The organism is Candidatus Zixiibacteriota bacterium (assembly GCA_034003725.1).
In the GTDB taxonomy this organism is placed as follows: Bacteria; Zixibacteria; MSB-5A5; order GN15; family FEB-12; genus WJMS01.
On record JAVEYB010000013.1, the window covers coordinates 23,991 to 50,578 of the forward strand.

Here is a 26,588-nt window from a genome sequence, read left to right on the forward strand (position 1 = left end):
GTCGCCGCGCGGTTATCCGGGGCCGGGCGATCGGCCGGGCACAGGCGACGACAGGGGGGCCGGCGCGGTGGGAATTGCGCTTGCGTGTCGGGGGATGATGCATATATTGGTTGTCCGACATCGGACCCCGCCCGCGCGGGGGACGCTATCGTATTGTATGCGCCATTAGCTCAGTTGGTAGAGCAGCTGACTCTTAATCAGCGGGTCCGGGGTTCGAGTCCCTGATGGCGCATGTTTTTATTGTGTCTCTTAGGGTTATAGCGATCGCGGTCGCAAAACCTGCCCTCAAAGGGCCTCTGACAAAGGAGCGAGAGATGCACACCAGAACAGCTCACCCAATCAATGACAATCCCCAGCGCACTCTTGCGAACGAGGACTTGCTGCAGGCATTCAACTATGATCTGCAGTTGAGGAATCTCACACCCAAAACCATCTCCTGCTACCTGGAAAGAACGGGGTACTTCGTCAAGTACCTCCACCACCATGGAGCCACGCTCGCACAAGTTGATCGAAATGTGATTCAAGACTACATCCTGAGTGTGAAGGGAAGTGTTTCAGATGAGACCGTAAACGGTCGACTGCGGGTATTCAAGGTCTTCTGGAACTTTCTGTTGGCGGAGGGTCTCTGGTCAGAAGTGAGTCCGATGAAGAACGTGCGTATGCTCCGGGTGGCGAAGCGGGCGAAGCCTGTGATCAGCCCGGAGGACCTTCAGCGGGTTTTCAAAGCTATCGACCGAAGGACCTTCACTGGCTTCAGGGATGTCTGCATGCTGATGATCTTCTGGAGCGGCATGATACGGCTCAAGGAGATGAGAGACCTCACTGCCGAGGACGTTGACTTCCAGGGCAGACGACTCCATATCCGGGAGGGGAAGGGAAGAAAAGGGAGGATCATACCTCTGGGTGTGAGGACGCTCAAGCTCCTCCAGCAGTATCTGGTCAGGTGGCGCAGTCAGTTACCGGGCGAGCCCCTTATCTGCATGAGATCGGGAGAGCCCTTAGCGTCACGACATGTCCATAAGACCGTTCAACGTCGTGGCCAGCGGGTTGGAGTGAAGCTCAACCCTCACTTGCTCAGACACTCAGCCGCCACATGGTACGCCAAGCAACGGGGATCGAACCTTGAGGTCCTGAGACAGATTCTGGGCCATAGCACTCTATTGGTGACACAGAACTACCTGCACCTGAGCCCGGCTGACCTCGTGGCCGACCATGCACTGCTGTCGCCAGACAGGGTAGTAGAGGTATAGTGGAGAGCATCTATTTAGTGTTGCCATTTATCGTGTCCGTCGCTAATTTTCGCTTTGGGAGGAGTCCCACTATGTTCCTCGAACCAGCAGTGGATTACTACAATTATTGGGCCAAGGCAAGTCGCAATGATGCCTTCCGGCACCATTTGCTCCCCTATCACCTGCTTGACGTAGTTGCAGTTGGTGATTGCCTGTTGGATCGGCGGCACCCTGCAAGCGATGTTCTAACTAGGCTACTTCGTACGTCCGAGGAGGACGTCAGAGGAATCATTCGCCTGTTGATGTTGGTGCATGACATTGGCAAATTCTGCGTATCTTTTCAAGGTCTTGTCCCTGAATTGGCAAAGCGACTCTTGAAGCAATCGCAACCGCTTCCATATACCGCAAGGCATGACTTGCTTGGATTGGAAATATGGAATCAGCATCTGGTCGATCAATTGAGCGAGGCGGGAAGGCTTACGGGGAGAGACACTCGACGTTTTCATCGGAGATCATCACTTGATATCCTCGCTGCTTCTGCGTTCGGTCATCACGGGCTACCACTCCAATCGCGAAGTGTATCCCTAGTGCTCCGCGACCACCTGGAGGAATCGAATCTGAAGGCAGCCGTTACCTTCCTATCAGAAGCACTCTCGCTCCTATCTGTTCAGGAAGTCAATCCTTCTGTTATCACGGTGGAAGCGGCGGCAACAGCGTCGTGGTGGGTGAACGGATTCATCACGCTCTGTGACTGGATAGCGTCGAGTGAATCACACTTTCCTATGGAGAGCCTAAGATACCCGCTACAGGAGTACTTGGAAAAGTCTCGTGAGCGGGCCTCACTGGCGGTGGATCGTACGGGCATACTGCCTGCAAGATTAGGTGCTGAGATATCACTGAGCGATATCTTGGGCACCAATAGCGGTTCGATCAACCAAACGAATCTGCAGCAAACGGTGGCCAATTTTCAGGTTGAGTCCGGCCCCTATCTCTTCATCATCGAGGAATCCACAGGCTCTGGTAAGACGGAAGCGGCAGCTCTTCTTGCGCATCGCCTGATGACTGCTCTAAACTACATCGGCTTGTATGTGGCTCTTCCTACTACAGCCACATCTGACTCAATGTATCGAAGGCTGAGACGATACTACAGACTGCTGTACAACGCCGATGAGCACCCGACTTTAGTACTGAGTCATGGAATGAGAGATCATAATCCGGAATTCAGTGCCTCCATTCTCGCCGAAGATTCGCAATCGTCACGAACTGTTGGCGATTCAGCGTTGCCAGCTGGAGCCGCGTGTAGTCATTGGCTTGCGGACCATCGCAAGAAAGCACTATTGGCGCATGTTGGTGTAGGCACTGTCGACCAGGCCCTGCTGGCCGTGCTGCCTTCCAAGCACTTGACTCTACGTCTGTTGGGCCTCGCTGGCAAGGTCCTAATCGTAGACGAAGTACACGCCTGCGATGTCTACATGTCTGCCATTCTGGAAAAGCTGATTCAAGCCCATGCCGTTGCAGGAGGAAGCACCATTCTTCTGTCGGCAACACTCCCCAGTAAGCAGCGAGAGAGGCTTGTCACAGCTTTCAATCAAGGAGTTGGCATCTCCTCGCAGGATGTCGGATTAAGCAAGTCAGAGTACCCACTGATCACGACCTGTAACTGCAAAGGGTCAGTTGAGACGAGGCTGGTCACGCCCAGCCGATGTGAGAGGACACTCAGCACTCACCTTCTCACTAGTCACGCGGCATGTATCGACCTCATCTTGGAAACCGTCAAGTCGGGTCGGTGTATGGTGTGGATACGAAACACCGTTAGCGACGCACAGATGGCATTCGTTGAGCTTCGGCGGCGGTTACCCGCCGAGTCGGTGTTTCTCCTACACGCGCGTTTTACTAATGGCGAAAGACTTGCGGCAGAAAACAGCCTGATCGAGACTTTCGGACCGAACAGTACCGCTGAGCAGCGCAATGGCCGGGTTGTCATCGCCACCCAAGTAGTCGAGCAGTCACTAGATTTGGATTTTGACGAGATGATCTCCGACTTGGCACCGATCGACCTGTTGATACAACGTCTCGGACGAATGCGCCGACACTGTCGCGACCAGTTCGGTAAGCGCGTAGTAGGCCAAGACCTGCGCGGGCCCTTGGTGCTTCACGTTCATGGGCCGTCGCCTGCAGCAGACTCAGGCAGTGACTGGTACAAAGCCCATTTTCACAAGGCTTCATCTGTATATCCGAATCATGCACAATTGTGGCTGACAGCAAAGCTTCTGCAGGAGAAAGGAACACTGACGCTTCCAAACGACACGAGGTGGCTGATCGAGTCTGTCTATGCGGATGATATCCGTCAAGAGGTCCCCCCCGGTCTGCGGCAATCGATTACCCGAGATGAGTCTGACCAAGTGGTCAGTAGATCGATCGGGCTTAGAAACACCATTCCCTTGGCCCAAGGTTATACGCGGGACGTCAACACCGTATGGTGGGACGATCGATCCACTCCAACCAGGTTGATGGAGGAAAGTACGACTATTCTCCTTTGCCGCTTGGTTGGTGAACGATTGGAACCTTGGACTCGGGGAGGTCCTCAAGCATGGTTGCTCAGCATGCTGAATGTCAGAGCGGCAATCGTCAAGGAGCCTGCTCCACCGGATCAATTGCTCAGAGGTGCCATAGAACAAGTGAAGAGTTTGATCCCTGGGCAGTGCCGATGGGGTGTATTGCTTCCTATGACGAAGGGTTCCGGAGGGAATTGGGAGTGCAAAGTAATAGACGCCTACGGAGAGGAGAAGACAGTCCATTACTCTTCTGAACTTGGCTTCATAACATCAAATGACTATGCGATACTGCGTGAGGATTTGCATGAACCTGATTGATGACCCCTGGATTCCAGTGCACCGAAGAGACGGAACGCGAGAACTGATTGCCCCTTGGCAGATCACGGACCGCGTCAATCCACCGACCGCCGTGGCTGCCAACAGACCAGACTTCAATGCAGCATTGCTTCAGTTTCTGGTCGGACTGCTCCAATCGACACTTCGTGTGGATCGGGCCACGTGGGACGAAACGCTTGAAAATCCACCCAGTCCCCAGGCACTTCAAGAGAAGTTTGAGGCGGTAAAACCAGCATTCAAACTAGATGGAGACGGTCCAAAGTTCATGCAAGACTTTGAATCCTTAGAGGGTGATCCTCAGAGCGTCGCAAACCTGCTGATAGAACAGCCTGGTGACAATACACTTAGGAACAATGCCGACCATTTCGTGAAGCGGGCGGGAGCAGTGAGGTTCTGCAAACCTTGTCTGGCAACCGCCCTGATGACACTCCAAGTCAACGCCCCCGCTGGGGGCAAGGGGCACCGGACTTCAATCAGAGGAGGTGGACCGCTGACAACCCTCGTCGACATCGATGTTTCGGGACAGACTAATACGACACTCTTTGACCGACTTTGGTTCAACGTGCTTCCCGCAGAGATCGCCACGGACCTCGACTTGCTGCCGTGCGCTGACCTGTCGCGAGTCTTCCCATGGATGTCTCGCACTGCCACCAGTGAACCCAATCAAGGAAGGCCCATAACTCCCGAAGATGTCAGCGGTCTGCAGTGCTTCTGGGCGACACCTCGGAGGATACAACTGCTCTGGGAAGAAGTTGACGACGGTACGTGCAGCCTCTGTCAAGGGAAAGGAGAAGTTTTGAGCACCTACCTAACCCGTGCATATGGAAACAACTATGAGGGTGCTTGGCTTCACCCACTCTCTCCATACCGAGCAAGCAAGGATGGTCAGCCGACCTGTGTGCATCCTGGTCCGGAGGGCTTCTCCTACCGCCACTGGTGTTCGTGGGTCTTTGGCGATCAATATGTCTCTGCTGCTCGAGTTGTATCAGAGGCAATGTCCTTCGTCCCCCGCAGCATCCAACTGCGCCTGAACTGCTTTGGTTATGACATGGACAATATGAAGGCACGTGGTTGGCACGAGCTGCGATTTCCGATCTACCACGTGGACGAACGTGATATTCCGGAGGTGAGTGCGGTAATACACCAGTTTATTCAAGCGGCAACTCACGCCGCACGTAACCTCCACAAAGCATGTAAGACAGCGGGAGCCGCTCTTGCACAGACCATCACAGCCGATGCGAGCCAGAGGCTGTACCAGAAGACGGAGGCAGTTTTCTTCTCCACAGTTCAGGAATTGATTGCTTCACGTAAGGTCGAACGGGGTACCAGTGCAGATACGGCACGCAGGCAACTGGCCGAAGTCTGGATCAGGACACTGCGCGCGACAGCGTTCAACATCTTCGACGAAGCACTCAGCCGTATCGATATCGGTTTTGCAAACTTGGAGAAGCTCATTCCCGCCAAGAAGCAGCTTGTTAAGGAGCTACATCCAGATCGCTTTCACAAGATCATGACAGTCAATGCAGAGGAGGAACTTGTTTGAACCTCAATTTCAATCCGGATTCGAATGATTCCAAAACAATCCTGTCCTGGCATGCGGCACTCATTCATGACCGTGGCGGGCGTGCAGAGCTGAAGAGGGCCAGAACAGTGACAGAGATCATTCAATCGCCCGCATTCCACAGACTTGCCTTCATGCTTCGACCTAGAAGCCAGTTCGACAGTGCTTCATTAGAGCGTGTTGGAGTTCTGGCCGGGCTGCTTGCGCAGGTGGACAGTCACGACGGCAGAAAGCGAATGGCAGTTCAGATGGCCACCGGCAAGGGGGGAGGACCCGCGGTAAGTGATCTTCGATTCCGAAGGCTGCTTCAACGCGAGTGGCACGAGCTTCCAGACACCATGCGTCGGATAATCCACATGCTCGGGCGAAAGGTCAATCTGCTGGACTTGTCTCGAGCCGTGTGGTACTGGGGTGATGCGGTGAAGCGTGACTGGGCCTTTACCTATTTCGCTGCTACATCGGAGACCGAAAAGTCATAGTTACATAATCACATGAGGATTAGTACAATGGAACGGTTCCTTCAATTGCACTTGCTTACTTCGTATCCCCCGGCGAACCTAAACCGGGATGACCGTGGCAGGCCCAAGACAGCTGTTATGGGTGGTTGCCTCAGACTCCGCATATCTTCCCAGAGCCTGAAAAGGGCTTGGCGAACGTCAGATGTCTTCAGGGCATCGCTGGATAAGCACAGCGGTACACGGACCAAACGCTTGGGGTTGTATGTCGCAGATAAACTCAAGGAGAACAAGGTGAGCGATGGTGATGCAACCAAGTGGGCACGGGCAATAGCGGAGCAGTTTGGCAAAGTTGAAAAGGACAGTCTGATGATCAGCCAGTTGGCTCACATAGGGCCTGATGAATGGTCGGCTGTTGACAGGCTGATGATGACACTTTGCAACGAGAAGCGGATGCCCAAGGATGAAGAACTGGAGTCACTACGAAGTCCGGAGGTGAAAGCCTCTGACATAGCTCTTTTCGGTCGTATGATGGCCGAACATGTGGCCAACAACGTCGATGCGGCTGCCCAGGTAGCGCATGCCGTGACGACCCATCGAGTCACCGTGGAGGACGACTACTTCACTGCAGTCGATGACCTCAATATCGGTCGTGAGGATGGCGGTGCAGCTCATATCGGAGAGACCGAGTTTGCTGCCGGCCTATTCTATCAGTACTTGTGTATCGACCGAGAACTTCTGGTTAGCAATCTCCGCGGGGATATTGGACTTGCATCAAGAACGATTGAGGCACTGTTGGAGTGTGCATCAACTGTCGGCCCAACCGGCAAACAAGCCAGCTTCGCCTCACGAGCTCGGGCATCTTACATTGTTGCCGAAAAGGGGAACCAACAGCCGCGTTCTCTTTCGGTTGCGTTTCTCAAGCCCATCGATGGAGATGACATTCTGACTAACTCAATACAGAGCCTCGAAACGACCATGAACAATATGGACAGCGTCTACGGACCCTGCGCCGACAGGCGAAAGACCGTTAACGCAGTTACCGGTGAAGGAAAACTAGAGGAACTGTCACGTTTCGCTGCGGAGATGTGAGAATGAGGGATTTCCTGGTATTTCAACTGTATTCCCCCTTGGCCAGTTGGGGAGAAGTAGCCGTGGGAGAAATCCGCAGCACACTGTCCCATCCCACAAAGACGGCGGTCTTGGGATTGATAGCTTCCGCACTTGGTGTAACCAGAGACGCTGAAGAACTGCACAGGCAACTCCACCTAGTTCTCGGCTACGCCTGTTGGGTCGTTCGAAAGGGGGAGACTCTGCGAGATTATCACACGGTTCAGACACCTATCCGAGGTAATGTCGAGAAGAGGGGAGAGATGCTGCCGTGGGTGCGTTCACGTCGCGACGAACTGCTGGCCGGAAGACCCAACACGATCCTCTCTGATCGGGAATATCGAATGGACGAAGCCTACGTGGTTGCCCTTTGGCAACGTAGTGCTGATGCCTTCATCAGCCTTGGGGATATCTCGGACGCTCTACAGCGACCGACCTTCGTGGTGTTTCTTGGACGAAAGTCGTGTCCTCTTGCACTTCCAATGTCTCCTTCCATCATCGGTAGTCATTCATTACTCGGAGCACTCCGGGCATATCGCCCAGACCAAATCATCGTTCCGGAAACCATCGACGATCGTGTGTTTGAGGTCTACTGGGAAGAATTAACCGGCGAAGATGCAGAGATACCGGTCTCCTGGGAAGCCACTAGATACGATCTACTTCTTTCACGCAGTCGTTGGCAGTTTGGGCTAAGAAGCGAGTACGCCGGTACGATCGAGTCTAAACAGGAGGATTGAGGCATGAAGTACTTCAGTCGAATAACGGTGCCTTTCACGGGTCCTGGTGCCGCAGGACTGATAGAGACCATCTTAACTGATAAGTACAAAGAGCACCAGCTCCTCTGGGAGCTGTTTCCCGGTTCGCCGGATGCGACGCGTGACTTTCTCTTCCGACAGGAGATACGACCGGACCGATTAATCTACTACGTGCTGTCAGGTCGCCTGCCCCAGGCCGAGCGGCCCGGATGGATTGTCGAGACAAAATCCTACAGCCCAAATCTCCGGTCGGGACAGCGATTCCTTTTCTCGATTCGTGTCAATCCGGTGGTGAAAAGGCGGGATGATAACAACCATCAGGTTCGGCACGATGTGGTCATGGACACGAAGTGGAAACTCCGCCACGACGACAAAACAATACCGGACCGCCAGATCATCCAGGAAAGCGGTCGAGCGTGGCTTGAGAGACGATCAGTGGACGGCGGCTTCATACTCGACGGCAGCCGTTTCCGGGCCGATGCATATGTGAAGCACGTGGCAAGGAAAGGCCAGCCCGCTAACAAGCTAGTGGAATACTCTACATTAGACATGAGAGGTCTTCTGACCATTACTGACCCCACTCCCTTTCTGTCGACATTACATTCTGGAATAGGCCCTTCGAAGGCTTTCGGATGCGGGTTGCTGCTTATTAAGCCGGTGTGATCGATGTTACCCCGACTAAAGCCTATTCCCGTTAAGGAGCGAGTCTCAGTTGTACATGTGGAGAAGGGTCGAATCGACTTGCTCGACGGGTCAGTGGTCGTCATTGATAAGAACGGTGTGAGAACACACCTGCCCATCGGCTCCATTGCATGTCTCATGCTGGAAACCGGTACGCGCATATCCCACCGAGCAGTAATGGCTGCGGCACGAGTGGGAACCTTGCTTCTGTGGATTGGTGACGGTGGAGTGAGGGTCTATGCAGCTGGCCAGCCCGGGGGAGCAAGGTCGGACAGGCTATTGCATCAGGCTGCGTTAGCTCTCGATGAATCAGCCCGACTCAGAGTCGCCAGGAAAATGCTTGAAATGCGATGGGGTGAACCACCACCTCAGAGGCGCAGCCTCGTCCAACTTCGTGGTCTGGAGGGGGCACGTGTCAGGAGAATCTACGAGCAGTTGGCAAGGAAATACCGAATCAGTTGGGACAGACGTCGATACGATCCCAAGAACTGGTCAGCGTCGAACCTTGTGAATCGCTGTGTAAGTAGCGCGACAGCAAGCCTTTATGGAGTAACCGAAGCGGCCGTGCTGGCGGCTGGTTATGCTCCGGCTATCGGCTTCATCCACACTGGGAAGCCGCTGTCGTTTGTGTACGATGTGGCAGACATATACAAGTTCGATACGGTTGTCCCTCTGGCATTCAGCATCGCCGCTAAGGAGCCGAGTGCACCGGAGAGTGCTGTGCGAGTCGCTTGTCGAGACATGTTCCGAGAAACCCGGCTGCTACTCCGGATCATTCCTGATATCGAGACAATCCTCGCAGCCGGGGGGATACCGGTTCCTCAGGCTCCCGACGATAGCCAACCGCCCGCTTTTGAGGAGGATACTGGAATTGGCGATCCTGGTCATCGCGGTTGAAAATGTCCCCCCGAGGCTTCGCGGAAGGCTGGCGATCTGGATGGTGGAAGTACGTGCAGGGTTATACGTAGCTAATCTATCCCGCAGAGTGCGCGAGATGATCTGGGATCAGGTGATGCAGGGGTGCGAGGAAGGAAACGCCGCAATGATCTGGAAGACCAACACGGAGAGCGGATACGATATTGCCACCTACGGTAAGAATCGTCGCATTCCGGTTGACTTTGACGGTATTAGGTTGGTGTCATTTCTTCCCCCAGATACGGAGGACAATCTGGAGGACGACGGCGATGGAATTGGTGAATAGCAGGCAGTTGGTACAACTCTGCCAGCAATCGTAACGCTCGCATTAGTAATGGCTTATGGATTAGTGTGTTCCCCACGGGTGTGGGGATGAACCGGCTCCTGCTGTTGGAAAAATAGTGAGTCCTGAGTGTTCCCCACGGGTGTGGGGATGAACCGCCATACCACGTACCTTTAGTGGCATCCGTATAGTGTTCCCCACGGGTGTGGGGATGAACCGACGGTCGTCATAGACGGACAGCCGATCCGGGAGTGTTCCCCACGGGTGTGGGGATGAACCGCGCCAGGACCTCGCCGACAAGCAACTGGTAGCGTGTTCCCCACGGGTGTGGGGATGAACCAGGGGCAGTAGACTGAGAGCAACATGAAATCGACGTGTTCCCCACGGGTGTGGGGATGAACCGTTGAAAGCATCAATGTTTTGTACAATTTTGTAGTGTTCCCCACGGGTGTGGGGATGAACCGTTGAAAGCATCAATGTTTTGTACAATTTTGTAGTGTTCCCCACGGGTGTGGGGATGAACCGTAAATGAAGAATGGGCCGAGAAAATTGGGATTGTGTTCCCCACGGGTGTGGGGATGAACCGGCCCTAATAATCTAGGGCCTTTATTATCTCAAGTGTTCCCCACGGGTGTGGGGATGAACCGTATCCCGACCCGGGATTATCGCCCTCGCACCAGTGTTCCCCACGGGTGTGGGGATGAACCGGGTAGCGCTAAGGCATCGCGAAGCCTTCCCTCGTGTTCCCCACGGGTGTGGGGATGAACCGTCGAGCTTTATTCAGGCGCTCAAGCTGCAATCGTGTTCCCCACGGGTGTGGGGATGAACCGGAGGAGGCAGAGGTTCTCGCCGACGAGATCAAGTGTTCCCCACGGGTGTGGGGATGAACCGTCGTCAATTGCACTTGCCCCGTATGCTTGGACGTGTTCCCCACGGGTGTGGGGATGAACCGGCAGATGGCACCGTTTTTTGGTACAGAAAGGGGTGTTCCCCACGGGTGTGGGGATGAACCGCAATCGTCGCCTGTCGTCGATACCAGTCAGCTGTGTTCCCCACGGGTGTGGGGATGAACCGTCTTTATCCGATAATAAGATATCCCCCTTGTCGTGTTCCCCACGGGTGTGGGGATGAACCGAATGGTGGATAAATGGGAAGTTACACCGGGAAGTGTTCCCCACGGGTGTGGGGATGAACCGTCATTCTGGTTTGTCATCGGGGCCAGCTGCACGTGTTCCCCACGGGTGTGGGGATGAACCGGTTGAAAAAGGAACTAAACAATATTCTGCAAAGTGTTCCCCACGGGTGTGGGGATGAACCGATAGTCCGTTGTTTTTGACGGACAAGGAAGCAGTGTTCCCCACGGGTGTGGGGATGAACCGTTATGTGATATTGTTCAGCAAACACACATCCCGTGTTCCCCACGGGTGTGGGGATGAACCGAATGGTGGAAAAATGGAAAACGACACCGGGAAGTGTTCCCCACGGGTGTGGGGATGAACCGCTTAGTAGACGTGTTCGCCAAGGCACAATCGAGTGTTCCCCACGGGTGTGGGGATGAACCGGTTACGGAACCAAAACAGGAAACGTTTCTAACGTGTTCCCCACGGGTGTGGGGATGAACCGGGTTGCCAGAGATATTTCGATTGTCCCCAGTTGTGTTCCCCACGGGTGTGGGGATGAACCGCCTTCTACAAGCTAATTGAGTCAGAGGGTATGGTGTTCCCCACGGGTGTGGGGATGAACCGGCCAACGCAGCCGTCAGACAGAGTGCACCTACGTGTTCCCCACGGGTGTGGGGATGAACCGGATCATCACGCGATTCTCGAGGTCGACATCCTGTGTTCCCCACGGGTGTGGGGATGAACCGTGGCTAATAACGAGGTGATCGCCGCCGGCGCCGGTGTTCCCCACGGGTGTGGGGATGAACCGTATTGATGCATGAGCCCGCAGAATCTCAACCCGTGTTCCCCACGGGTGTGGGGATGAACCGAGATTCGAGGTCACGGACCCGGAGTACTTTAAGTGTTCCCCACGGGTGTGGGGATGAACCGAAATACAAGGGCGACACCGAGGCGGTCGCCTCCGTGTTCCCCACGGGTGTGGGGATGAACCGGCTCCATGTCTCCAAGGATGGGGAGTCAGAGGGTGTTCCCCACGGGTGTGGGGATGAACCGAGTTCAGCAAACGGGTCACTGGCCTCCGGCTCGTGTTCCCCACGGGTGTGGGGATGAACCGACCTTAGAAGAGGTCCAGTTGGAGCAGGAGACGTGTTCCCCACGGGTGTGGGGATGAACCGAACATCTACTGCTCACCTGCGTGCGCGATAGCGTGTTCCCCACGGGTGTGGGGATGAACCGACAATCTTCGAGACTGTCGGGCCGCATCCGGAGTGTTCCCCACGGGTGTGGGGATGAACCGTCGGTGAAACTCAGGGTGTCCGGATTGGTCGGGGTGTTCCCCACGGGTGTGGGGATGAACCGACATACTGTGCGATTGTCTGAAGCAAGACAACGTGTTCCCCACGGGTGTGGGGATGAACCGGGGTGCCACGTCTCTGCGGCCATTCCTGCAACGTGTTCCCCACGGGTGTGGGGATGAACCGAAGACCCCCGCAATCAGGAGGCCAATCCACAAGTGTTCCCCACGGGTGTGGGGATGAACCGTTGTCCAGTTGTTCCGAGATCAGCCCGCCAACGTGTTCCCCACGGGTGTGGGGATGAACCGGAATTCGAGATAGACGTTTTCGGCCGCATTGAGTGTTCCCCACGGGTGTGGGGATGAACCGTTGGTCCCATGCCCGTAAATACCGTAACTGGTGTGTTCCCCACGGGTGTGGGGATGAACCGGAAAAAAGCGAATGAATGACTCGCATGAATTCGTGTTCCCCACGGGTGTGGGGATGAACCGCACCCGGAGGAGATCGACCAGCAACGGCAGTTGTGTTCCCCACGGGTGTGGGGATGAACCGGGATTACTGGTTTCATGTACGGTTGCGCCGTGGTGTTCCCCACGGGTGTGGGGATGAACCGGAGGAGGCGGACAATGGCTGAGAAATATGTTCGTGTTCCCCACGGGTGTGGGGATGAACCGGAGAAGGTTGATGCCGCGTTCGGCAAATACTTGTGTTCCCCACGGGTGTGGGGATGAACCGACGCTGGGTCGGGTATGAGCTACTTAACCGATGTGTTCCCCACGGGTGTGGGGATGAACCGTCCCGCTTGGCGTGTGTTGCCGACTGGTATTGGTGTTCCCCACGGGTGTGGGGATGAACCGTAAATGGCGGATTTGGGTACACATGCCCTGATGTGTTCCCCACGGGTGTGGGGATGAACCGGCCGTTGAACACCAGGAATCCGCAGAGCGAATGTGTTCCCCACGGGTGTGGGGATGAACCGGAGAAAAGCGCATGAATGACTCGCATGACTTCGTGTTCCCCACGGGTGTGGGGATGAACCGATGTCTGTGATCGGCGGGCATTTAAGGTTGCCGTGTTCCCCACGGGTGTGGGGATGAACCGCCTTTTCGTGTGCAGCGATCACGTTCTCCGTGGTGTTCCCCACGGGTGTGGGGATGAACCGGTGAACCATGAAAACCGAACTCGTGACAGTATGTGTTCCCCACGGGTGTGGGGATGAACCGGCGTTGTAATGTTCAAAGCAATTTTCAAAGCTGTGTTCCCCACGGGTGTGGGGATGAACCGAAAACAACCCCACCCGTCGAGCAGGTTTTCTAAGTGTTCCCCACGGGTGTGGGGATGAACCGACGCTCGACCCACAGGGCGCGGTAACGGCGCAGTGTTCCCCACGGGTGTGGGGATGAACCGGCAGTCCTCCTTTATCTTCTCCAAAAGCGTATGTGTTCCCCACGGGTGTGGGGATGAACCGGCGTGGGGGAAGATCGTGTAGTGGCGCAACATGTGTTCCCCACGGGTGTGGGGATGAACCGACTGGGCAAACGCCTTTGACCTGGCCGCTACTGTGTTCCCCACGGGTGTGGGGATGAACCGGTAGACTACTCGAACGGTCGATTCTGGATCACGTGTTCCCCACGGGTGTGGGGATGAACCGTTCCTGAAGCCCGTCTTTACGGACGCGGGGATGTGTTCCCCACGGGTGTGGGGATGAACCGGCCGCGACTCATATCGTGCAGACGCGCAAGTAGTGTTCCCCACGGGTGTGGGGATGAACCGTCGTCGTGTGCCTCGACCATCATCATAATCCCGTGTTCCCCACGGGTGTGGGGATGAACCGTAGGGATAGACGTTATGTCGTTAGAACCCAAAGTGTTCCCCACGGGTGTGGGGATGAACCGTTCAAACGCCTCTCCAAACGTGCGCAGTATGTGTGTTCCCCACGGGTGTGGGGATGAACCGATTACGCCGTTTCGTTTTACGGTTTGGCGGCGGTGTTCCCCACGGGTGTGGGGATGAACCGTCTCCATCGTTTGACATATACTCGTATGTCGGGTGTTCCCCACGGGTGTGGGGATGAACCGCATCAGTGATAGCTTTGTTCGCGCCGATCAAAGTGTTCCCCACGGGTGTGGGGATGAACCGAACATCTACTGCTCACCTGCGTGCGCGATAGCGTGTTCCCCACGGGTGTGGGGATGAACCGATAGAGCCGTTCATCGACTACGTTAGGTCGCTGTGTTCCCCACGGGTGTGGGGATGAACCGCAACGTCAATCGCCAGACCGTCGCCGTGCGTCGTGTTCCCCACGGGTGTGGGGATGAACCGTGGAGATATTTTGTATGAATCTGCTATGGCTCGTGTTCCCCACGGGTGTGGGGATGAACCGCTCGCACAAAACAAACGCGTCGCCTTTGATGCGTGTTCCCCACGGGTGTGGGGATGAACCGTGCTTTTTTTCGCTGCCATTGGTCCACCTCGTGTGTTCCCCACGGGTGTGGGGATGAACCGCCAGCGGCCAGTTGCTTCGCCGTGAGTGTGCGGTGTTCCCCACGGGTGTGGGGATGAACCGTCGTTCATCCCACAGACCCGACCGATTCAGATGTGTTCCCCACGGGTGTGGGGATGAACCGATAATCTGGCATAAAGGGCTGTTTGTAGATCAGTGTTCCCCACGGGTGTGGGGATGAACCGATTTCGCTTGTTTTTCGACGAGACCTTCGACAGTGTTCCCCACGGGTGTGGGGATGAACCGGGGTGAAGGATTTGACCCAAACCCTAACATGGGTGTTCCCCACGGGTGTGGGGATGAACCTGTAACTATCCGGGTTGTGACTTCGAGGGCCGTGTGTTCCCCACGGGTGTGGGGATGAACCGTTCGAAGAGGTCTGGAACGGGGGGATGATGCTCGTGTTCCCCACGGGTGTGGGGATGAACTGAACCGCCCCGGGTTGCCGGAGACAGGATTATGTGAGAGATTACTGTCATGGCAAAACCAAGCAGGTATTCACCGGAGGTCCGTCAACGGGCCGTGCGGATGGTCGAGGAGCATCTCGAGGAGTATGGTTCTCAGTGGGCGGCGATCCAGTCGATAGCGCAGAAGATTGGGTGCTCTGCGGAGACTCTGCGGAAGTGGGTTGTTCAGGCGCAGCGGGACGCGGGTCACCGTCCGGGGTTGACCACATCCGAGCGTGAGCGGCTGAAGCAATTGGAGCGAGAAAATCGTGAGCTTAAGCGGGCGAATGAGATTCTACGCAAAGCGTCGGCTTTTTTTTCCCCCAGGCGGAGCTCGACCGCAAACCGAAGTGATGGTGTCGTTCATCGACGAGCATAAGCCGACTCATGGGGTCGAGCCGATCTGCGCGCTGTTGTCGATCGCCCCGTCGACGTATTACGATCGGAAGGCACAGCAGGCGAATCCTGATCGCTTATCAAACCGATCCAAGCGGGACGCGGCATTGCGGCCGGAGATCAGCCGGGTCTGGGAGGAGAACTTCCAGGTGTACGGAGCCCGTAAGGTGTGGCGGCAGTTGAACCGTGAGGGTATACCGGTGGCCCGGTGCACGGTAGAGCGGTTGATGCGGGCTTCAGGCTTATCCGGAGCGGTTCGGGGTCGGAAGGCCAGGACCACGATCGCCGATGACACCGGGGCACGGCCTTCGGACCTGGTGTGTCGGGAGTTCAGTGCGTCGCGTCCGAACCAGCTGTGGGTCTCGGATCTGACGTACGTGACGACCTGGCAGGGGTTCGTCTATGTGGCCTTCGTGATCGATGTGTTCTCACGCATGATCGTGGGCTGGCGAGCATCGCGCTCCCCGCGCACCGATCTGGCCCTGGACGCGCTGGAGCAGGCCCTGTGGGCGCGGCCGGATACGCGGCAGTTGGTGCATCACAGCGATCGTGGGGTGCAGTATCTGTCGCTTCGTTACACGGAGCGCCTGGCTGAAGTTGGTATTGAACCCTCAGTGGGTTCGGTGGGCGATTCCTACGACAACGCCTTGGCGGAATCAGTGATCGGGCTGTACAAGACCGAGATAACTCATCGGCGCGGGCCGTGGAAGCATTTTGAAGCAGTGGAGTTCGCGACCCTGGAGTGGGTCGACTGGTTCAACAATCAGCGATTGCTGGAGCCGATTGGAAACGTTCCCCCGGCCGGGTTCGAAGAGGTATATTATAGCACTCAGAAGACACAGGTCCACGTGGCCTGACTCTACCAAAACACTCTCCGGTATAACCGGGGCGGTTCAGGTTACCATGTTGGGCTTGTGACCTGAGTTCCACTCAAACCGACCGAGAATGTCATTCCCGCACTTCCCCTGCCAAACCACTGGCGAGTCTCTGGACGACTCCGTATAGAAAAGGGATCTTGTGTACACACCAGTCGTTCGTATGAGTGTCTCTTGTCGAAACGGCACGTAAGCCTCGAAAGCCCAGTTTGGACAAAGGAACGAATGTCATGGACCGCTAAAGTCCCAACGCTGCATCAGTGATTCCGGCAAGTAAACCTCAGGGGCCACAAACGTCTGCGTGTCGGGGCAGCCCTGCGGCGGGCGGCTCGGCGACATGTGGATCATGAAGATCCGGTCCGGCCGGATGACATCGTGGATCAGCTTCTGTGTGAAGGTGATTTGCGGACGCTCATCCCACCAGTCGACAAAGGCCATATCAACAGTCGTGTCGCCGAATCCAAACGATTGGTAGCGCTCGAAATCCATCAAACCAGCATCGCCGCTGTGATACAACGTCCGACCGTCCATCGTCACGAAATACTCCAAGTGTCCGATACCGGCATGGCGGTCGAACTTCTCACCGGTGACGGTGTCTTCGTCGACATATGAAGAGTGTTTTGAGGGGAACACCTCCACCGTGATGCCGTTGAGGTATAACGTCTCAACTGAATCGCCCGGCGCCGCGACGACATGAACTCGATCACGAATCTCTCGATACTGCTCAGTCAGGCTCATGGCCGAATCGATTTGCGGCGGGCCGACTACATTCGCCCGCGGATTGTTGAATAGATGTTGCGCGGTGACATCGGCATTGAAATGGTCGTCATGCACGTGCGTGAACAGGGCGAGGTCGATCCGGTCAAACGGCGGCTGCGCGGTGCGCATCAGATTGGCGACACTGTCGGTTGGTTTGAAGTAGTAGTCACGCTCCAGCGGGGCCAGAAAACCGTCGATAATGACCGCCTTGTGCTCGGTTTCGATCAGATAGCCGCAGTTGGCGATGTAAGTGACCGCGAGTTTGGGCTGTTCGTTTTCGGAACTGCAGCCTAGAATCTGTGAGGAAACAAGCAGAATGAGCAGTCGATAGACCATACAGCGTTGCTCCCGGATAAAACGCCTGTGGACGAATCCGTCTTTGATACGGGCCTCGCGATATTGTACGAATAATGACGGCCCGGAGATACATTTTGTTGTAGGCGGTCGCGCCGCCCGGCCTCATGCTGTGACCGGGTATCGATTCTCTGGCCGAAAGGCCTCGATGCGCTCGGAAAAGGGCTGACCGCCCGGTATGGTGTGAATCTGGACACAATGAGGTTTCCCTTGCAGGGTCACTACATCTACATCTGGACCTACCTCGTGCGCGAGGGGTGCATAACGGAATTTGTCCGCGAGTACGGGCCCGACGGCGCCTGGGTGAAGCTGTTTCGGGGCGCGATCGGCTATCTCGGCACCGAGCTGATGCGCGACCGAGAAAATCCGCGTCGATTTGTCACGATCGACCGATGGGAATCGCGGGAGGCTTTCGAGACGTTCCGCACGCAGAAAGCCGCTGAGTTCGAATCAATCGACCGTCACTGCGAGCGCTTCACGACCGAGGAAACGCATATCGGCCGGTTTGAGCCACTGTAATGGGGATCTGATCTCCGAGACGTTATCACCGATCCTGCATCTGTGCGCGACGGCGCCGGACAAAAGCGGCGGTGGTGATGGCGGCCGCCGTCAGTGCGAGAAAGGTAGTGATTCGGCCGGGGCCGGTCGAGTCGGCGGTCGTCCCGAGCAGGTCGATCGCTGTCATCTTGTCTATGGATCCGCCGTACCAGATCATCGGATAGATCACCTCGAATAACTTACGACTTCCACTGACATTCCCCAGCGCATACGCCACCGATGGAATCATGGCGGCTGACACCAGTAGCAGCAGAACGTATGACACGTCGGCTGCGGCAGCGGCGCGAACCAGCATGGGGGTGGTCATTATCAGGGCAACCACAATACCGCCGGCGAGTTGCGCGACAAACTGACGCGTGTGTACCCCGGCCGAGCTGAACAAGAGCGAGCCGGTATGGTAGCGAGATTCGCGAGTACCGAGATTGGACCAAAAAACCAGCGGCCACATCATGGCGGCAGGCAGCAGGTAATGTCGTGCGATTTGGTACGGGACGACCGATTCGGCCACGAGCAGCGCCAGGCCGATCAGCAACCATATCCAGGGCAGTTCTTTCAGTCCGAGCAGGAGCTCGGAACGGATGAGTGGAACAAGGGCAAACGAGGGTCGGACTTCAGGTATGGCGCTGAAGGAAAACGAGGGATGAAACGCCGGGGCCGGATCGTGATCGGAAACGGGATCGGAACGATGTGATCGACGTATCCTGCCGCGCGCCGGTCGCGGGCTGTGGGTGAATCGGTCAAAGGCTGCCAGCGACAGGATCAACATTATCAGAGCAGCGGCGGGCCAGAGCAGCCGATAGGTGATCAGTGTCAAGTTCCAATCAAAGCCGCTCCACTCGAACATGCCGGTGGCGGCGTATGCGGTTTCTTTCATCCCATAGATAAAGCCGACCGACATGGGAATGTCCCGGCCGGGGTAGTGAGCCGCGATCGTTTCTTTCACACTGGATTCGAATACGGCGATACCGCCGAGATCAAGGGCGGGGATACCGATCAGGCCGGAGGCGAGCAGAAACTGGGCGACAACGAAAAAGAGCACGTTGCCGACGGCGCCGCGCAGGAAACGAACGGTATCGAAGAGAACGGCGGCGCCGGCGACGAAGATGGTCGTAATCATGGGGAAGCCGACGAACGGGATCAGGAAGGGCAGCAGGTGGATTTGATGCCAGGGTATGGTGAGCAACATGCCACAGTAACCGGCCACGGCCAGCGCAGCGACCATCGACCACAACACCAGCAGATTGCTGACAAACTTAGCGAGCAGGTACAGGCCGTTCGAGAGGCGGGTGGCGGCGAGAATTTCTCCGACTCGGGTTTCGCGGTCGCGGCTGATCGAGGTCCGTACGATGTAAAAACCGACAAACGAGAAAATGAGGGCGCCGGCGAGCGCGACCGTAGCCCCGACCCAGCTTGATGTGTACACGGGGTGGAACGGCCCGAAGTGGTACGAGTATTGTCCGATGAGCACCAGATAGCCGAGATAAAGCCCGACCATGAGCGTGAGCAGGTAGCTGTAGCGTCGGGTGCGCTCCCGAAAGTCGGCCAGCGCCAACTGCCAGAGGATGCTGGTATGGTTCATATCACTGCTTCTGCTTTTGTTCGTCGAGGCAGTACAGGTAGGCGTCTTCGAGCGACGGCGTGACGGGCCGGGCGGAAGGGAGATCATCGGGGCCGCCGATTACACGCGCCCGCACCCGGCCGTTGTCGTGGAGTACCGAACTGACGATGAATTCGGGACTTTGCTGCTCGAATGTTTGTCGATCGGTTTCCCACTCACGCACCTTGCTCTCGACACGAGCCAGCATTTCGCGGGGGGTGAGACAGCACAGGAGCCTGCCGCGCGCAACGACCGCCACGGTCGAAGCAACCGCCTCGATATCCGAGACGATGTGTGACGAAAGAAGCACTACCCGGTTGCCGGCCAGCTCCCCGAGAAGGTTGCGGAAGCGGATGCGTTCTTCGGGATCCAGCCCGGCGGTGGGCTCGTCGACAATGAGCAACTGCGGATCATTGAGGAGGGCTTGTGCGATACCGACGCGCTGCTTCATGCCGCCCGACATGGAGCCGAGCTTCCGGTGACGGGCCTCGCTCAAGTTGACCAAATCCAGCAGGTGCGAGATACGCCGCCGGGAGTCGCGTCCGACAATCCCTCGTGCCGCCCCGAGGTAGGTGAGAAATTCCACGGCGGTGAGGTGTGGGTAGATGCCGAAGTCCTGGGGGAGGTAACCGAGTCGGGCACGGAAGTGGTCCGGGCGAACACGAATGTCCACATCCTCCCACAGCACCGTTCCGGTGGTCGGCCGGCTGACGGTGGCGAGAATACGGAACAGGGTAGACTTGCCGGCGCCGTTTGGCCCGAGAATGCCCACCACGCCGGAGTCGATCTCGAGCGTGAAGTCCTGCAGGCCCCAGAAGTCACGGGCATACCGCTTGCCCAAATCGGTTATCGAGAGACGCACCTGAATTCCTCCCGGGAATGGGGTGTCGGTTGTTGGTGGTTATTAGACCGCTGCCGGACGAGAATGTTGCAGTCAATGGCGCAGGAGCAATGTAAAAGAAGGAAGCAGTGAATCCGGTGAGAGCAAGGGCGTTATGCCGCCTCCGTGCGTACCCGCGTATCTTAAAATCAAAGTGAACGTCAGGTCACGTTGCAATGAGGTCGATTGTGCGGTGCCTTCAGGCTTCGGGCCATACAAAGAACCTCCCGGATCTACTCGCTGATTCGAATACCGATGCCGTGAGAATGCGTTTTGTTGGATTGATCAGCGGTCGCGGCGGGTCATAAAAGTGATGCGCACCACCGCACCGTCCAGGTATCTCCGAACCAGATGAGTACCGCTCAATTCAAAGTCGTAGCTGAGGTTCGAACCGGCGCCCTGTCCACTCGTGATATGCACCAGCAGCGAGTCACCTCGGATGGAGTAGATGAAGTCGCAGGCACCCCAGCCGATCACCGAGCGGTAGCTGCCGGTGCGATCGGAGCGATACGTGAACGTGTCGGCATCGACCGCATAGACTACCCCATTGGACGACGCGGAATCGACCAGCCACGAGCCGACAACAGGCGAATACAGGGTGCTGTTGACGGAGGAATCATCATCACTGCATGCAACCGTAAGAACGAATATCAGTGTGCACAGAAATACAGGTACAGCCCGAAGCATAGGGACCTCCCACCGCCAGTTTCAGGATTGGTGACTTTCCCCTGAGGCGCGTTCCATATACAGGATACCACGTTCGGCGGTTCCTGTCAACACGGATTGCGCCGGGATGAACCGGCGGTCGGCTCTTGAAGCTATTGCTCGAACCAGTGCTTCCACGTATGTTGGAGCAAACACCTCCCGGATTGTTGCAGGATAAGGAGTCTCCGTGTCTGGATCGTCATGTCGGAAATCAGATAAGCGGGTAGCTGTCTTGCTGGTATCACTATGCTTCATTAGTGCTGCAGGCGTCCTCGCACAGCCCCACGGCGATTCGGGCGCGACCGCCCAATCGGTCAGCACCGATGACGGGCCGCATGTGTACTGGGCCGACGATACCTCGGCAGTCGTTTTCTACTACTGCAACGACTCAGTCGTCAGCAGGGAATTCACCGGGCAGGACTCGATAGCCTTCACCGGTTTTTGCACTGATACCGAGCGGCAGTACGTCGTCTCTACCCGTCTCGGTGCGCCCGGCCCGTGCGAATTCAGCGGCGTGCGGCGGATATTCGCGGTCAGCGACCTGCACGGTGACTATGGCAGTTTCGCCGGGATTCTCATCACGGCGGGCATCGTGGACAGTTCGCTGAACTGGAGATGGGGGGATGGTCATCTCGTAATCAACGGCGACGTGTTCGACCGGGGCGAAGCGGTCACCGAGTGTCTGTGGCTGATATACCGGCTGGAACGGGAGGCTGCCGCGGCAGGCGGCGCCGTACACTACCTGCTCGGCAATCACGAACTGATGGTTCTTCGCGGCGACCTTCGATATGTCAACGATCGGTATCTCGACGGGATAGCGCGACGCAATCGGTTCGCCTACGACGACCTGTTCGGTTCTGATATGGCACTTGGACGATGGCTGCGCACGAAACACGCGGCCGTAAAGATCAACGGCACCCTGTTCGTGCATGGCGGGATTCATCTCGATTACGTCCGCAACAGGACGTCTATCGATGATATGAACCGTCTGATACGCAGCGGACTCGACTTCTCTGCAGCGGCGCTGTATTTCGCGCCGGAGGCGCGAAATGCATACGGCGGACTCGGCCCGCTCTGGTACCGGGGATACACGCGGGATCTCGAAGACAGCTACGCTGCCATGACGACTCCCCAGATCGACTCGGTGCTGGCGTTTTACGACGCCGTCCGGGTAGTAGTCGGGCATTCCGAACAGGACAGCCTGATAACGTACCATGACGGGAAAGTTGTTGCGATTGATGTCGATGTCGAGTCGCGCGGTGGTCAGGAGGGGCTGCTGATCGAGGATACCGCGATGTTCCGAATCTGCGCGAACGGGAGTCGATGTCAGACAACGGCCGCGCAGCAATAAACGCAGCAGCCGGTGTCAACGCCGCCTCCCCCGGTGACGATACTCCTCACCGGCCCAGATCAAACTGCGACCAGTCCAGGTCCAGATAGGGCGTCTGATTGATAATCCGCTCACGGTGCCGGTCGCGGTACGCCCGGCACCAATCATCGAAATTCTCCGGGTCAAAGCCGTTGTGAATCGCAACATACAACACCATCTCCCGCCGCTTGAGAATCCACGGTATCAGTTCGCGCCAGCGATTGTCGAGACGGTTCTCTTCGCGATACCCATCGAGAAAGGTGGTAAGAAAGTGCCGGGCGAACTCGCGTCTGTGCTTTTCATCCGGATACATGACCACGGCATAGAAGAGCGAGATGGCGATGTCGCTGACGAGGAAATCATAACAGCAGTCATCGAAATCAAACAATGTCGGGCGGTCGCCGTCGAAAAAGATGTTCCCGGTGTGGGCGTCCATGTGGATCAAGCCGTAACTGTCCGGGTCGGTTGAGAGCTTCCGAAGGTACGCCTGGAGTTGTTCGAACCGATCGCCCACGACCCGGTCCTCGGCCGGGAGGTACTGTCGATACATCATGAAGTCATCGTCGTCGTACCAGTGCGATCTTCGCGCGGGGGCGGGAAGCGGCTCATATCGTTTTGTCAGGTGATGAATGCGGCCGAGCAGCGAGCCCCGGTTGCGGGTCATGGCGTCGGTCCAGTGCTCCCGTTTCACCGGGCCGCCGGGCGCTTTCTCGAACGCCACCGCAAGGAACACATCGTGCTCGGTCCGGATGTTCTCTACCAGCGAACCGGATTTCGAGCGGACCGGACGGCACACTGAGACGCCGTGTGTAGACAGGTAGTCTATCCAGTGCAGCTCAGCGTGCACCTGGTTCACCGCCCGATGCGTATGGTGAGTCAGTCGAATGATATAGGGTCGGCCCTCACGCTCGGCCTCGAGCACGACGTTCTCGAATCCATCGAGGGTCTGCTCGGGATTCAGGATCAAGCCGAAGCGAGCGGCGGCGTCGAGCCGCACGGCATCCGTAAAGAGGGCGATCTGGTCAGGTCTCAATGGTAGTCCCCGATGGTGCGTTGTCCTGCTGTTATGTTATTGATCTCAAGATACGAACTCTGCGGGCCATTGTTGCCGTACCCGGTGTCCGATTTTCACGGACCGTTGGCTGCCCCGGCCGGTACCCGCAAAGCAGCGAAGCGGCCCCCCAGGCGCTCTGACGATGTCCCGGTGGACGTACTATGACGATGGCTGTTGGACTGATGCCGGAGTCGCCCACGCCTTTTAGAACTGCAACAGACCGATTGTCAGGACGATTAGTCCAACGATCGCCAGTGTGATCCGTACGCCGACAATCAAGCCGGCAACATGCCGCTCGTGCCAGTCGGCAAGCGAGTTCCATCGCAAAAACCGCAGCACGCGGATGCGCAGGTTAAGTATGTTCGGAACGACAGGGACCAGCGCCAGGATTAAAAGCCCTACTATCGTAAGATAGGTTGCCTTGGTCATACAGATCTCCCGTCAAAGAATCCAGACATTATACCGGAATCTTATTGGTCTATTCAAGGCTCCGCACACGAAAAGCGAGTTGATCTATCCGATTTGATGGATAGCAGGGACGCGTTCGTTTATCATGATTTTCCTGTACAGTAATCCATCTTACCGGAAGGGTGATATCATGAAGGCACTGCTCACTGTGTCGGGGTTGCGCGGCTAGTTGTGCCTGACAGGCTGTAGTGATGAGGAGTGCGCCACTTGCCCGAAACCTGACGAGCCCGCAGCCACGGCGTATCCGATCGGCGGGTTCCGGGAGGCGCTGGAGTGGGAGGGGCATGCGTTGCGAACAATAATGTCTCATTTACCATCAGGCTGCGACGCGATCGAACGGACACACAGGTCGAGTGCACCGACTACGCGCGGACAGTCAACGGCCGCTATGACCGTCAGGGAGACACCCTGACGCTGACACCGATCGATGCACCGCCGGTGTATATGGCGTCATCAGTGTGGCTGTGCCGGATCGGACCAGAGAACATGTGCCGGCGTCGAGGGGAATGCGATCTCAATCCGGCCGGGCTGTTTGTCCGCTCGACAAACAACTGACTCTGCTGTAATCCGCACGGATTTCTTGTCGATTGTCGGGAGAGACGCTATCTTGTGAAGAGACTCTTTCGTTCGAGCCAAAACGATGTAACCAAGTACGACGACATATGGGACAGCCGTGCAGCCACGACATCGCGTCACGGCTGCAATCACCATTCACCGTCAGGATGATAGGGGTGACGAATGTCTTTTCGCGTACTGGTACATTGTACTGATCTGACCATCTCACTGGATACTGCTCCGCTCGCTTCCCACGTGACGTTTTCCGTGCCCGCCGGTGCGATCGTGTGCCTGGTCGGCGGCAACGGCTGCGGGAAATCGACCCTGCTTGATGCTATCCACCGCAGGTCGGGCAATCGGCCGGAACCGGAATTTGTCGCCGGCCCGCTTCTTCGAGGGCACCTCCAGGTTACATCCGGCTTATCGGTCGCGTACCTTCCACAGTCCGTTTCGAGTGCGGAGCCGGGTATGTCGTTGCCGCCCGACCGATTCGGAACGACCATGCGGATCGCGGCCGATTTCGGCATGATAGACCCGGAACGGCCGCTCGCGCAGCTTTCCCCGGGAGAGTTACAAAAGGCTGCCCTTGCGCGAGTGATCTGCTCCGACGCGGATCTTCTGCTTCTGGACGAGCCCACCAACTACCTGGACATCGACGGTCTGGCAGCGTTGGAGTATCATCTTGATCAGCAGCGTCGGCGAGGTGCGGGCGTGCTGTTGGTCACGCACGACCGCGCCCTGACCGATACGTGCGCCGACGAGACCGTGCTTCTGACACGCGAGCGAAGCTACCGCGTACCCGGCGGCGCGACGCTGGTGTGGGGAGCCCGCGAGGATGACCTGCAGAGCCGCACCCGGCAGGCCGGGCAAATCCGCAGAACCATTCAGAAACTGCAGGCCGACGTACAGCGCCGCACGACGTGGGCATACCGCAAGGAACAGTCCAAACGCGGGTCCGGCCTGGAGCGGTCATTTATCGCCAAGCGAGCCGCCAAAATGGCGAAGCGGGCAAAGGTCGTGGAGCAGTTCGCCGAGAAGGAACGGCAGCGTCTGTTGCAGATCAAGCCCTTCGTCCCGAAGCGTGTGCACCTGATGCTTGCCGCCCGCACCGTGCCAAACCGCCGGGTCTTTTCGCTGAGTGGGGCGGCATACTCCTACGCCGCAGGGCAGCCGCTGCTCGAGGACGTGTCGTTCGGAGCCTCGACCCGCGACAAGATATGCCTGATGGGCAGCAACGGGTCAGGCAAGTCGACGCTGCTGCGGCTGGTTACCGGTACCCTCCAGCCCACCGCCGGCACAGCCGAGCGAAACGACGCCGTAGCGGTGGCGGAGGTCGCGCAGGACCTGGATTCGTTTTTCAGACATACGACTCTCATCGAGAACTTCGTCGACTGCCCCATCGCCGAGACGGAGATTCGCAGGGTGCTTGGCGCAGTCCAGATCAGGCAGGACAAGGTCCATGAGCCGGTCGAGTCGTTTTCCCGAGGCGAGCTGATGAGGGCCGCTATCGCGAAGTGTCTTCTGCACCGGGCGGAGTTTCTCATCCTCGACGAGCCAACATCGCATCTCGATATCGAATCGATTCGGGTTCTCGAGGACGTGCTCGGAGAGTTTGACGGCGGTTTCTTGATTGTCAGTCATGACCGGGTTTTTGTCGCCGCGGTGGCCGAGACGCTGTACGTCATTGAAAACCGCACCGTTCGCCTGGCCTGAAATAATGAACCCGGGAAGCGTGAAGCTCGCTTCCCGGGCCCGGGTTCTATGTTCAGCAAG

At 57.0% G+C, this 26,588-nt stretch carries 19 protein-coding genes, 1 tRNA gene, 1 CRISPR repeat array and 1 other annotated feature; of the genes, 14 read left to right on the forward strand and 6 right to left on the reverse strand.

From position 1 onward, the window contains the following. The first annotated feature begins 159 nt into the window (after positions 1–159). The 11 genes from RBT76_13135 to RBT76_13185 all read left to right on the forward strand — a co-directional run bounded on the left by RBT76_13135 (position 160) and on the right by RBT76_13185 (position 16,498). A tRNA-Lys gene (locus RBT76_13135) sits at positions 160–232 on the forward strand. Next, complete coding sequence (locus tag RBT76_13140; GenBank protein ID MDX9858729.1) at positions 225–1,250, forward strand: tyrosine-type recombinase/integrase; 1,026 nt, start codon at positions 225–227, stop codon at positions 1,248–1,250. Before RBT76_13135 ends, RBT76_13140 begins: the two co-directional genes overlap by 8 nt. A gap of 71 nt (positions 1,251–1,321) precedes the next feature. After that, positions 1,322–4,102: a CRISPR-associated helicase Cas3' gene (gene cas3, locus RBT76_13145; GenBank protein MDX9858730.1), complete on the forward strand. Its 2,781-nt coding sequence runs from the start codon at positions 1,322–1,324 to the stop codon at positions 4,100–4,102. After that, positions 4,089–5,663 carry a type I-E CRISPR-associated protein Cse1/CasA gene (gene casA, locus RBT76_13150; protein ID MDX9858731.1) on the forward strand — a complete coding sequence of 525 codons (1,575 nt, stop codon included), beginning with the start codon at positions 4,089–4,091 and terminating at the stop codon, positions 5,661–5,663. Before cas3 ends, casA begins: the two co-directional genes overlap by 14 nt. Beyond that, on the forward strand, positions 5,660–6,160 hold the full coding sequence (gene casB / locus RBT76_13155) for a type I-E CRISPR-associated protein Cse2/CasB (protein MDX9858732.1): 501 nt from the start codon (positions 5,660–5,662) through the stop codon (positions 6,158–6,160). Before casA ends, casB begins: the two co-directional genes overlap by 4 nt. A gap of 27 nt (positions 6,161–6,187) precedes the next feature. Next, the gene (cas7e, locus tag RBT76_13160) at positions 6,188–7,228 is read left to right on the forward strand and encodes a type I-E CRISPR-associated protein Cas7/Cse4/CasC (GenBank protein ID MDX9858733.1); all 1,041 of its coding nucleotides are present in this window, start codon (positions 6,188–6,190) and stop codon (positions 7,226–7,228) included. A gap of 2 nt (positions 7,229–7,230) precedes the next feature. Then, positions 7,231–7,983, forward strand: coding sequence for a type I-E CRISPR-associated protein Cas5/CasD (gene cas5e / locus RBT76_13165; protein ID MDX9858734.1), 753 nt, complete (start codon positions 7,231–7,233; stop codon positions 7,981–7,983). 3 nt (positions 7,984–7,986) lie between these two features. Beyond that, a complete protein-coding gene (gene cas6e, locus RBT76_13170) occupies positions 7,987–8,664 on the forward strand; it encodes a type I-E CRISPR-associated protein Cas6/Cse3/CasE (GenBank protein ID MDX9858735.1) in 678 nt (225 codons plus the stop codon). Positions 8,665–8,667: 3 nt separating this feature from the next. Further along, positions 8,668–9,579, forward strand: coding sequence for a type I-E CRISPR-associated endonuclease Cas1e (gene cas1e, locus RBT76_13175; GenBank protein ID MDX9858736.1), 912 nt, complete (start codon positions 8,668–8,670; stop codon positions 9,577–9,579). Continuing rightward, the gene (cas2e, locus tag RBT76_13180; protein ID MDX9858737.1) at positions 9,560–9,883 is read left to right on the forward strand and encodes a type I-E CRISPR-associated endoribonuclease Cas2e; all 324 of its coding nucleotides are present in this window, start codon (positions 9,560–9,562) and stop codon (positions 9,881–9,883) included. Before cas1e ends, cas2e begins: the two co-directional genes overlap by 20 nt. A gap of 65 nt (positions 9,884–9,948) precedes the next feature. Then, positions 9,949–15,229: a CRISPR direct-repeat array (repeat unit 29 nt; unit sequence GTGTTCCCCACGGGTGTGGGGATGAACCG). A gap of 47 nt (positions 15,230–15,276) precedes the next feature. Beyond that, a protein-coding gene (locus RBT76_13185) for an IS3 family transposase (protein MDX9858738.1) occupies positions 15,277–16,498 on the forward strand; the annotation gives its coding sequence in 2 pieces (ribosomal slippage) (positions 15,277–15,567 and positions 15,569–16,498; 1,221 coding nt in all). Then, positions 15,555–15,673: a sequence feature (AL1L pseudoknot), on the forward strand. It overlaps the preceding gene by 119 nt. 246 nt (positions 16,499–16,744) lie before the next feature. On the opposite strand, the gene RBT76_13190 is transcribed toward RBT76_13185, so the two are convergent. Further along, positions 16,745–17,611 carry an MBL fold metallo-hydrolase gene (locus RBT76_13190; protein MDX9858739.1) on the reverse strand — a complete coding sequence of 289 codons (867 nt, stop codon included), beginning with the start codon at positions 17,609–17,611 and terminating at the stop codon, positions 16,745–16,747. 216 nt (positions 17,612–17,827) lie between these two features. On the opposite strand from RBT76_13190, the gene RBT76_13195 reads away from it, so the two are divergent. Further along, positions 17,828–18,148 (forward strand): antibiotic biosynthesis monooxygenase family protein, encoded by a 321-nt coding sequence (locus RBT76_13195; protein MDX9858740.1) that lies wholly within the window; start codon positions 17,828–17,830, stop codon positions 18,146–18,148. Between the two features lie 25 nt (positions 18,149–18,173). Here the strand turns inward: RBT76_13195 and RBT76_13200 are convergent, their stop codons facing one another. From RBT76_13200 to RBT76_13210, 3 genes are all read right to left on the reverse strand, one after another. After that, complete coding sequence (locus tag RBT76_13200; protein ID MDX9858741.1) at positions 18,174–19,766, reverse strand: hypothetical protein; 1,593 nt, start codon at positions 19,764–19,766, stop codon at positions 18,174–18,176. A gap of 1 nt (position 19,767) precedes the next feature. Then, on the reverse strand, positions 19,768–20,646 hold the full coding sequence (locus RBT76_13205) for an ABC transporter ATP-binding protein (GenBank protein ID MDX9858742.1): 879 nt from the start codon (positions 20,644–20,646) through the stop codon (positions 19,768–19,770). 303 nt (positions 20,647–20,949) lie between these two features. Then, a complete protein-coding gene (locus RBT76_13210; protein MDX9858743.1) occupies positions 20,950–21,351 on the reverse strand; it encodes a hypothetical protein in 402 nt (133 codons plus the stop codon). Positions 21,352–21,601: 250 nt separating this feature from the next. On the opposite strand from RBT76_13210, the gene RBT76_13215 reads away from it, so the two are divergent. Then, positions 21,602–22,720, forward strand: coding sequence for a metallophosphoesterase (locus RBT76_13215; protein ID MDX9858744.1), 1,119 nt, complete (start codon positions 21,602–21,604; stop codon positions 22,718–22,720). A gap of 46 nt (positions 22,721–22,766) precedes the next feature. On the opposite strand, the gene RBT76_13220 is transcribed toward RBT76_13215, so the two are convergent. Further along, on the reverse strand, positions 22,767–23,771 hold the full coding sequence (locus RBT76_13220; protein MDX9858745.1) for a phosphotransferase: 1,005 nt from the start codon (positions 23,769–23,771) through the stop codon (positions 22,767–22,769). Positions 23,772–23,996: 225 nt separating this feature from the next. After that, complete coding sequence (locus tag RBT76_13225; GenBank protein MDX9858746.1) at positions 23,997–24,221, reverse strand: hypothetical protein; 225 nt, start codon at positions 24,219–24,221, stop codon at positions 23,997–23,999. Positions 24,222–24,998: 777 nt separating this feature from the next. Between RBT76_13225 and RBT76_13230 the strand changes: the two genes are divergently transcribed. Next, complete coding sequence (locus RBT76_13230) at positions 24,999–26,528, forward strand: ATP-binding cassette domain-containing protein (protein ID MDX9858747.1); 1,530 nt, start codon at positions 24,999–25,001, stop codon at positions 26,526–26,528. Positions 26,529–26,588 lie beyond the last annotated feature (60 nt).

Coding starts and splice junctions, on each gene's coding strand:
- RBT76_13195 (MDX9858740.1), top strand. CDS start 17,828: ATGAGGTTTCCCTTGCAGGGTCACTACATCTACATCTGGACCTACCTC.
- cas3 (MDX9858730.1), top strand. CDS start 1,322: ATGTTCCTCGAACCAGCAGTGGATTACTACAATTATTGGGCCAAGGCA.
- RBT76_13230 (MDX9858747.1), top strand. CDS start 24,999: ATGTCTTTTCGCGTACTGGTACATTGTACTGATCTGACCATCTCACTG.
- RBT76_13200 (MDX9858741.1), bottom strand. CDS start 19,766: ATGAACCATACCAGCATCCTCTGGCAGTTGGCGCTGGCCGACTTTCGG.
- casA (MDX9858731.1), top strand. CDS start 4,089: ATGAACCTGATTGATGACCCCTGGATTCCAGTGCACCGAAGAGACGGA.
- RBT76_13140 (MDX9858729.1), top strand. CDS start 225: ATGGCGCATGTTTTTATTGTGTCTCTTAGGGTTATAGCGATCGCGGTC.
- cas7e (MDX9858733.1), top strand. CDS start 6,188: ATGGAACGGTTCCTTCAATTGCACTTGCTTACTTCGTATCCCCCGGCG.
- cas6e (MDX9858735.1), top strand. CDS start 7,987: ATGAAGTACTTCAGTCGAATAACGGTGCCTTTCACGGGTCCTGGTGCC.
- RBT76_13190 (MDX9858739.1), bottom strand. CDS start 17,611: ATGGTCTATCGACTGCTCATTCTGCTTGTTTCCTCACAGATTCTAGGC.
- cas1e (MDX9858736.1), top strand. CDS start 8,668: ATGTTACCCCGACTAAAGCCTATTCCCGTTAAGGAGCGAGTCTCAGTT.
- RBT76_13210 (MDX9858743.1), bottom strand. CDS start 21,351: ATGCTTCGGGCTGTACCTGTATTTCTGTGCACACTGATATTCGTTCTT.
- cas5e (MDX9858734.1), top strand. CDS start 7,231: ATGAGGGATTTCCTGGTATTTCAACTGTATTCCCCCTTGGCCAGTTGG.
- RBT76_13225 (MDX9858746.1), bottom strand. CDS start 24,221: ATGACCAAGGCAACCTATCTTACGATAGTAGGGCTTTTAATCCTGGCG.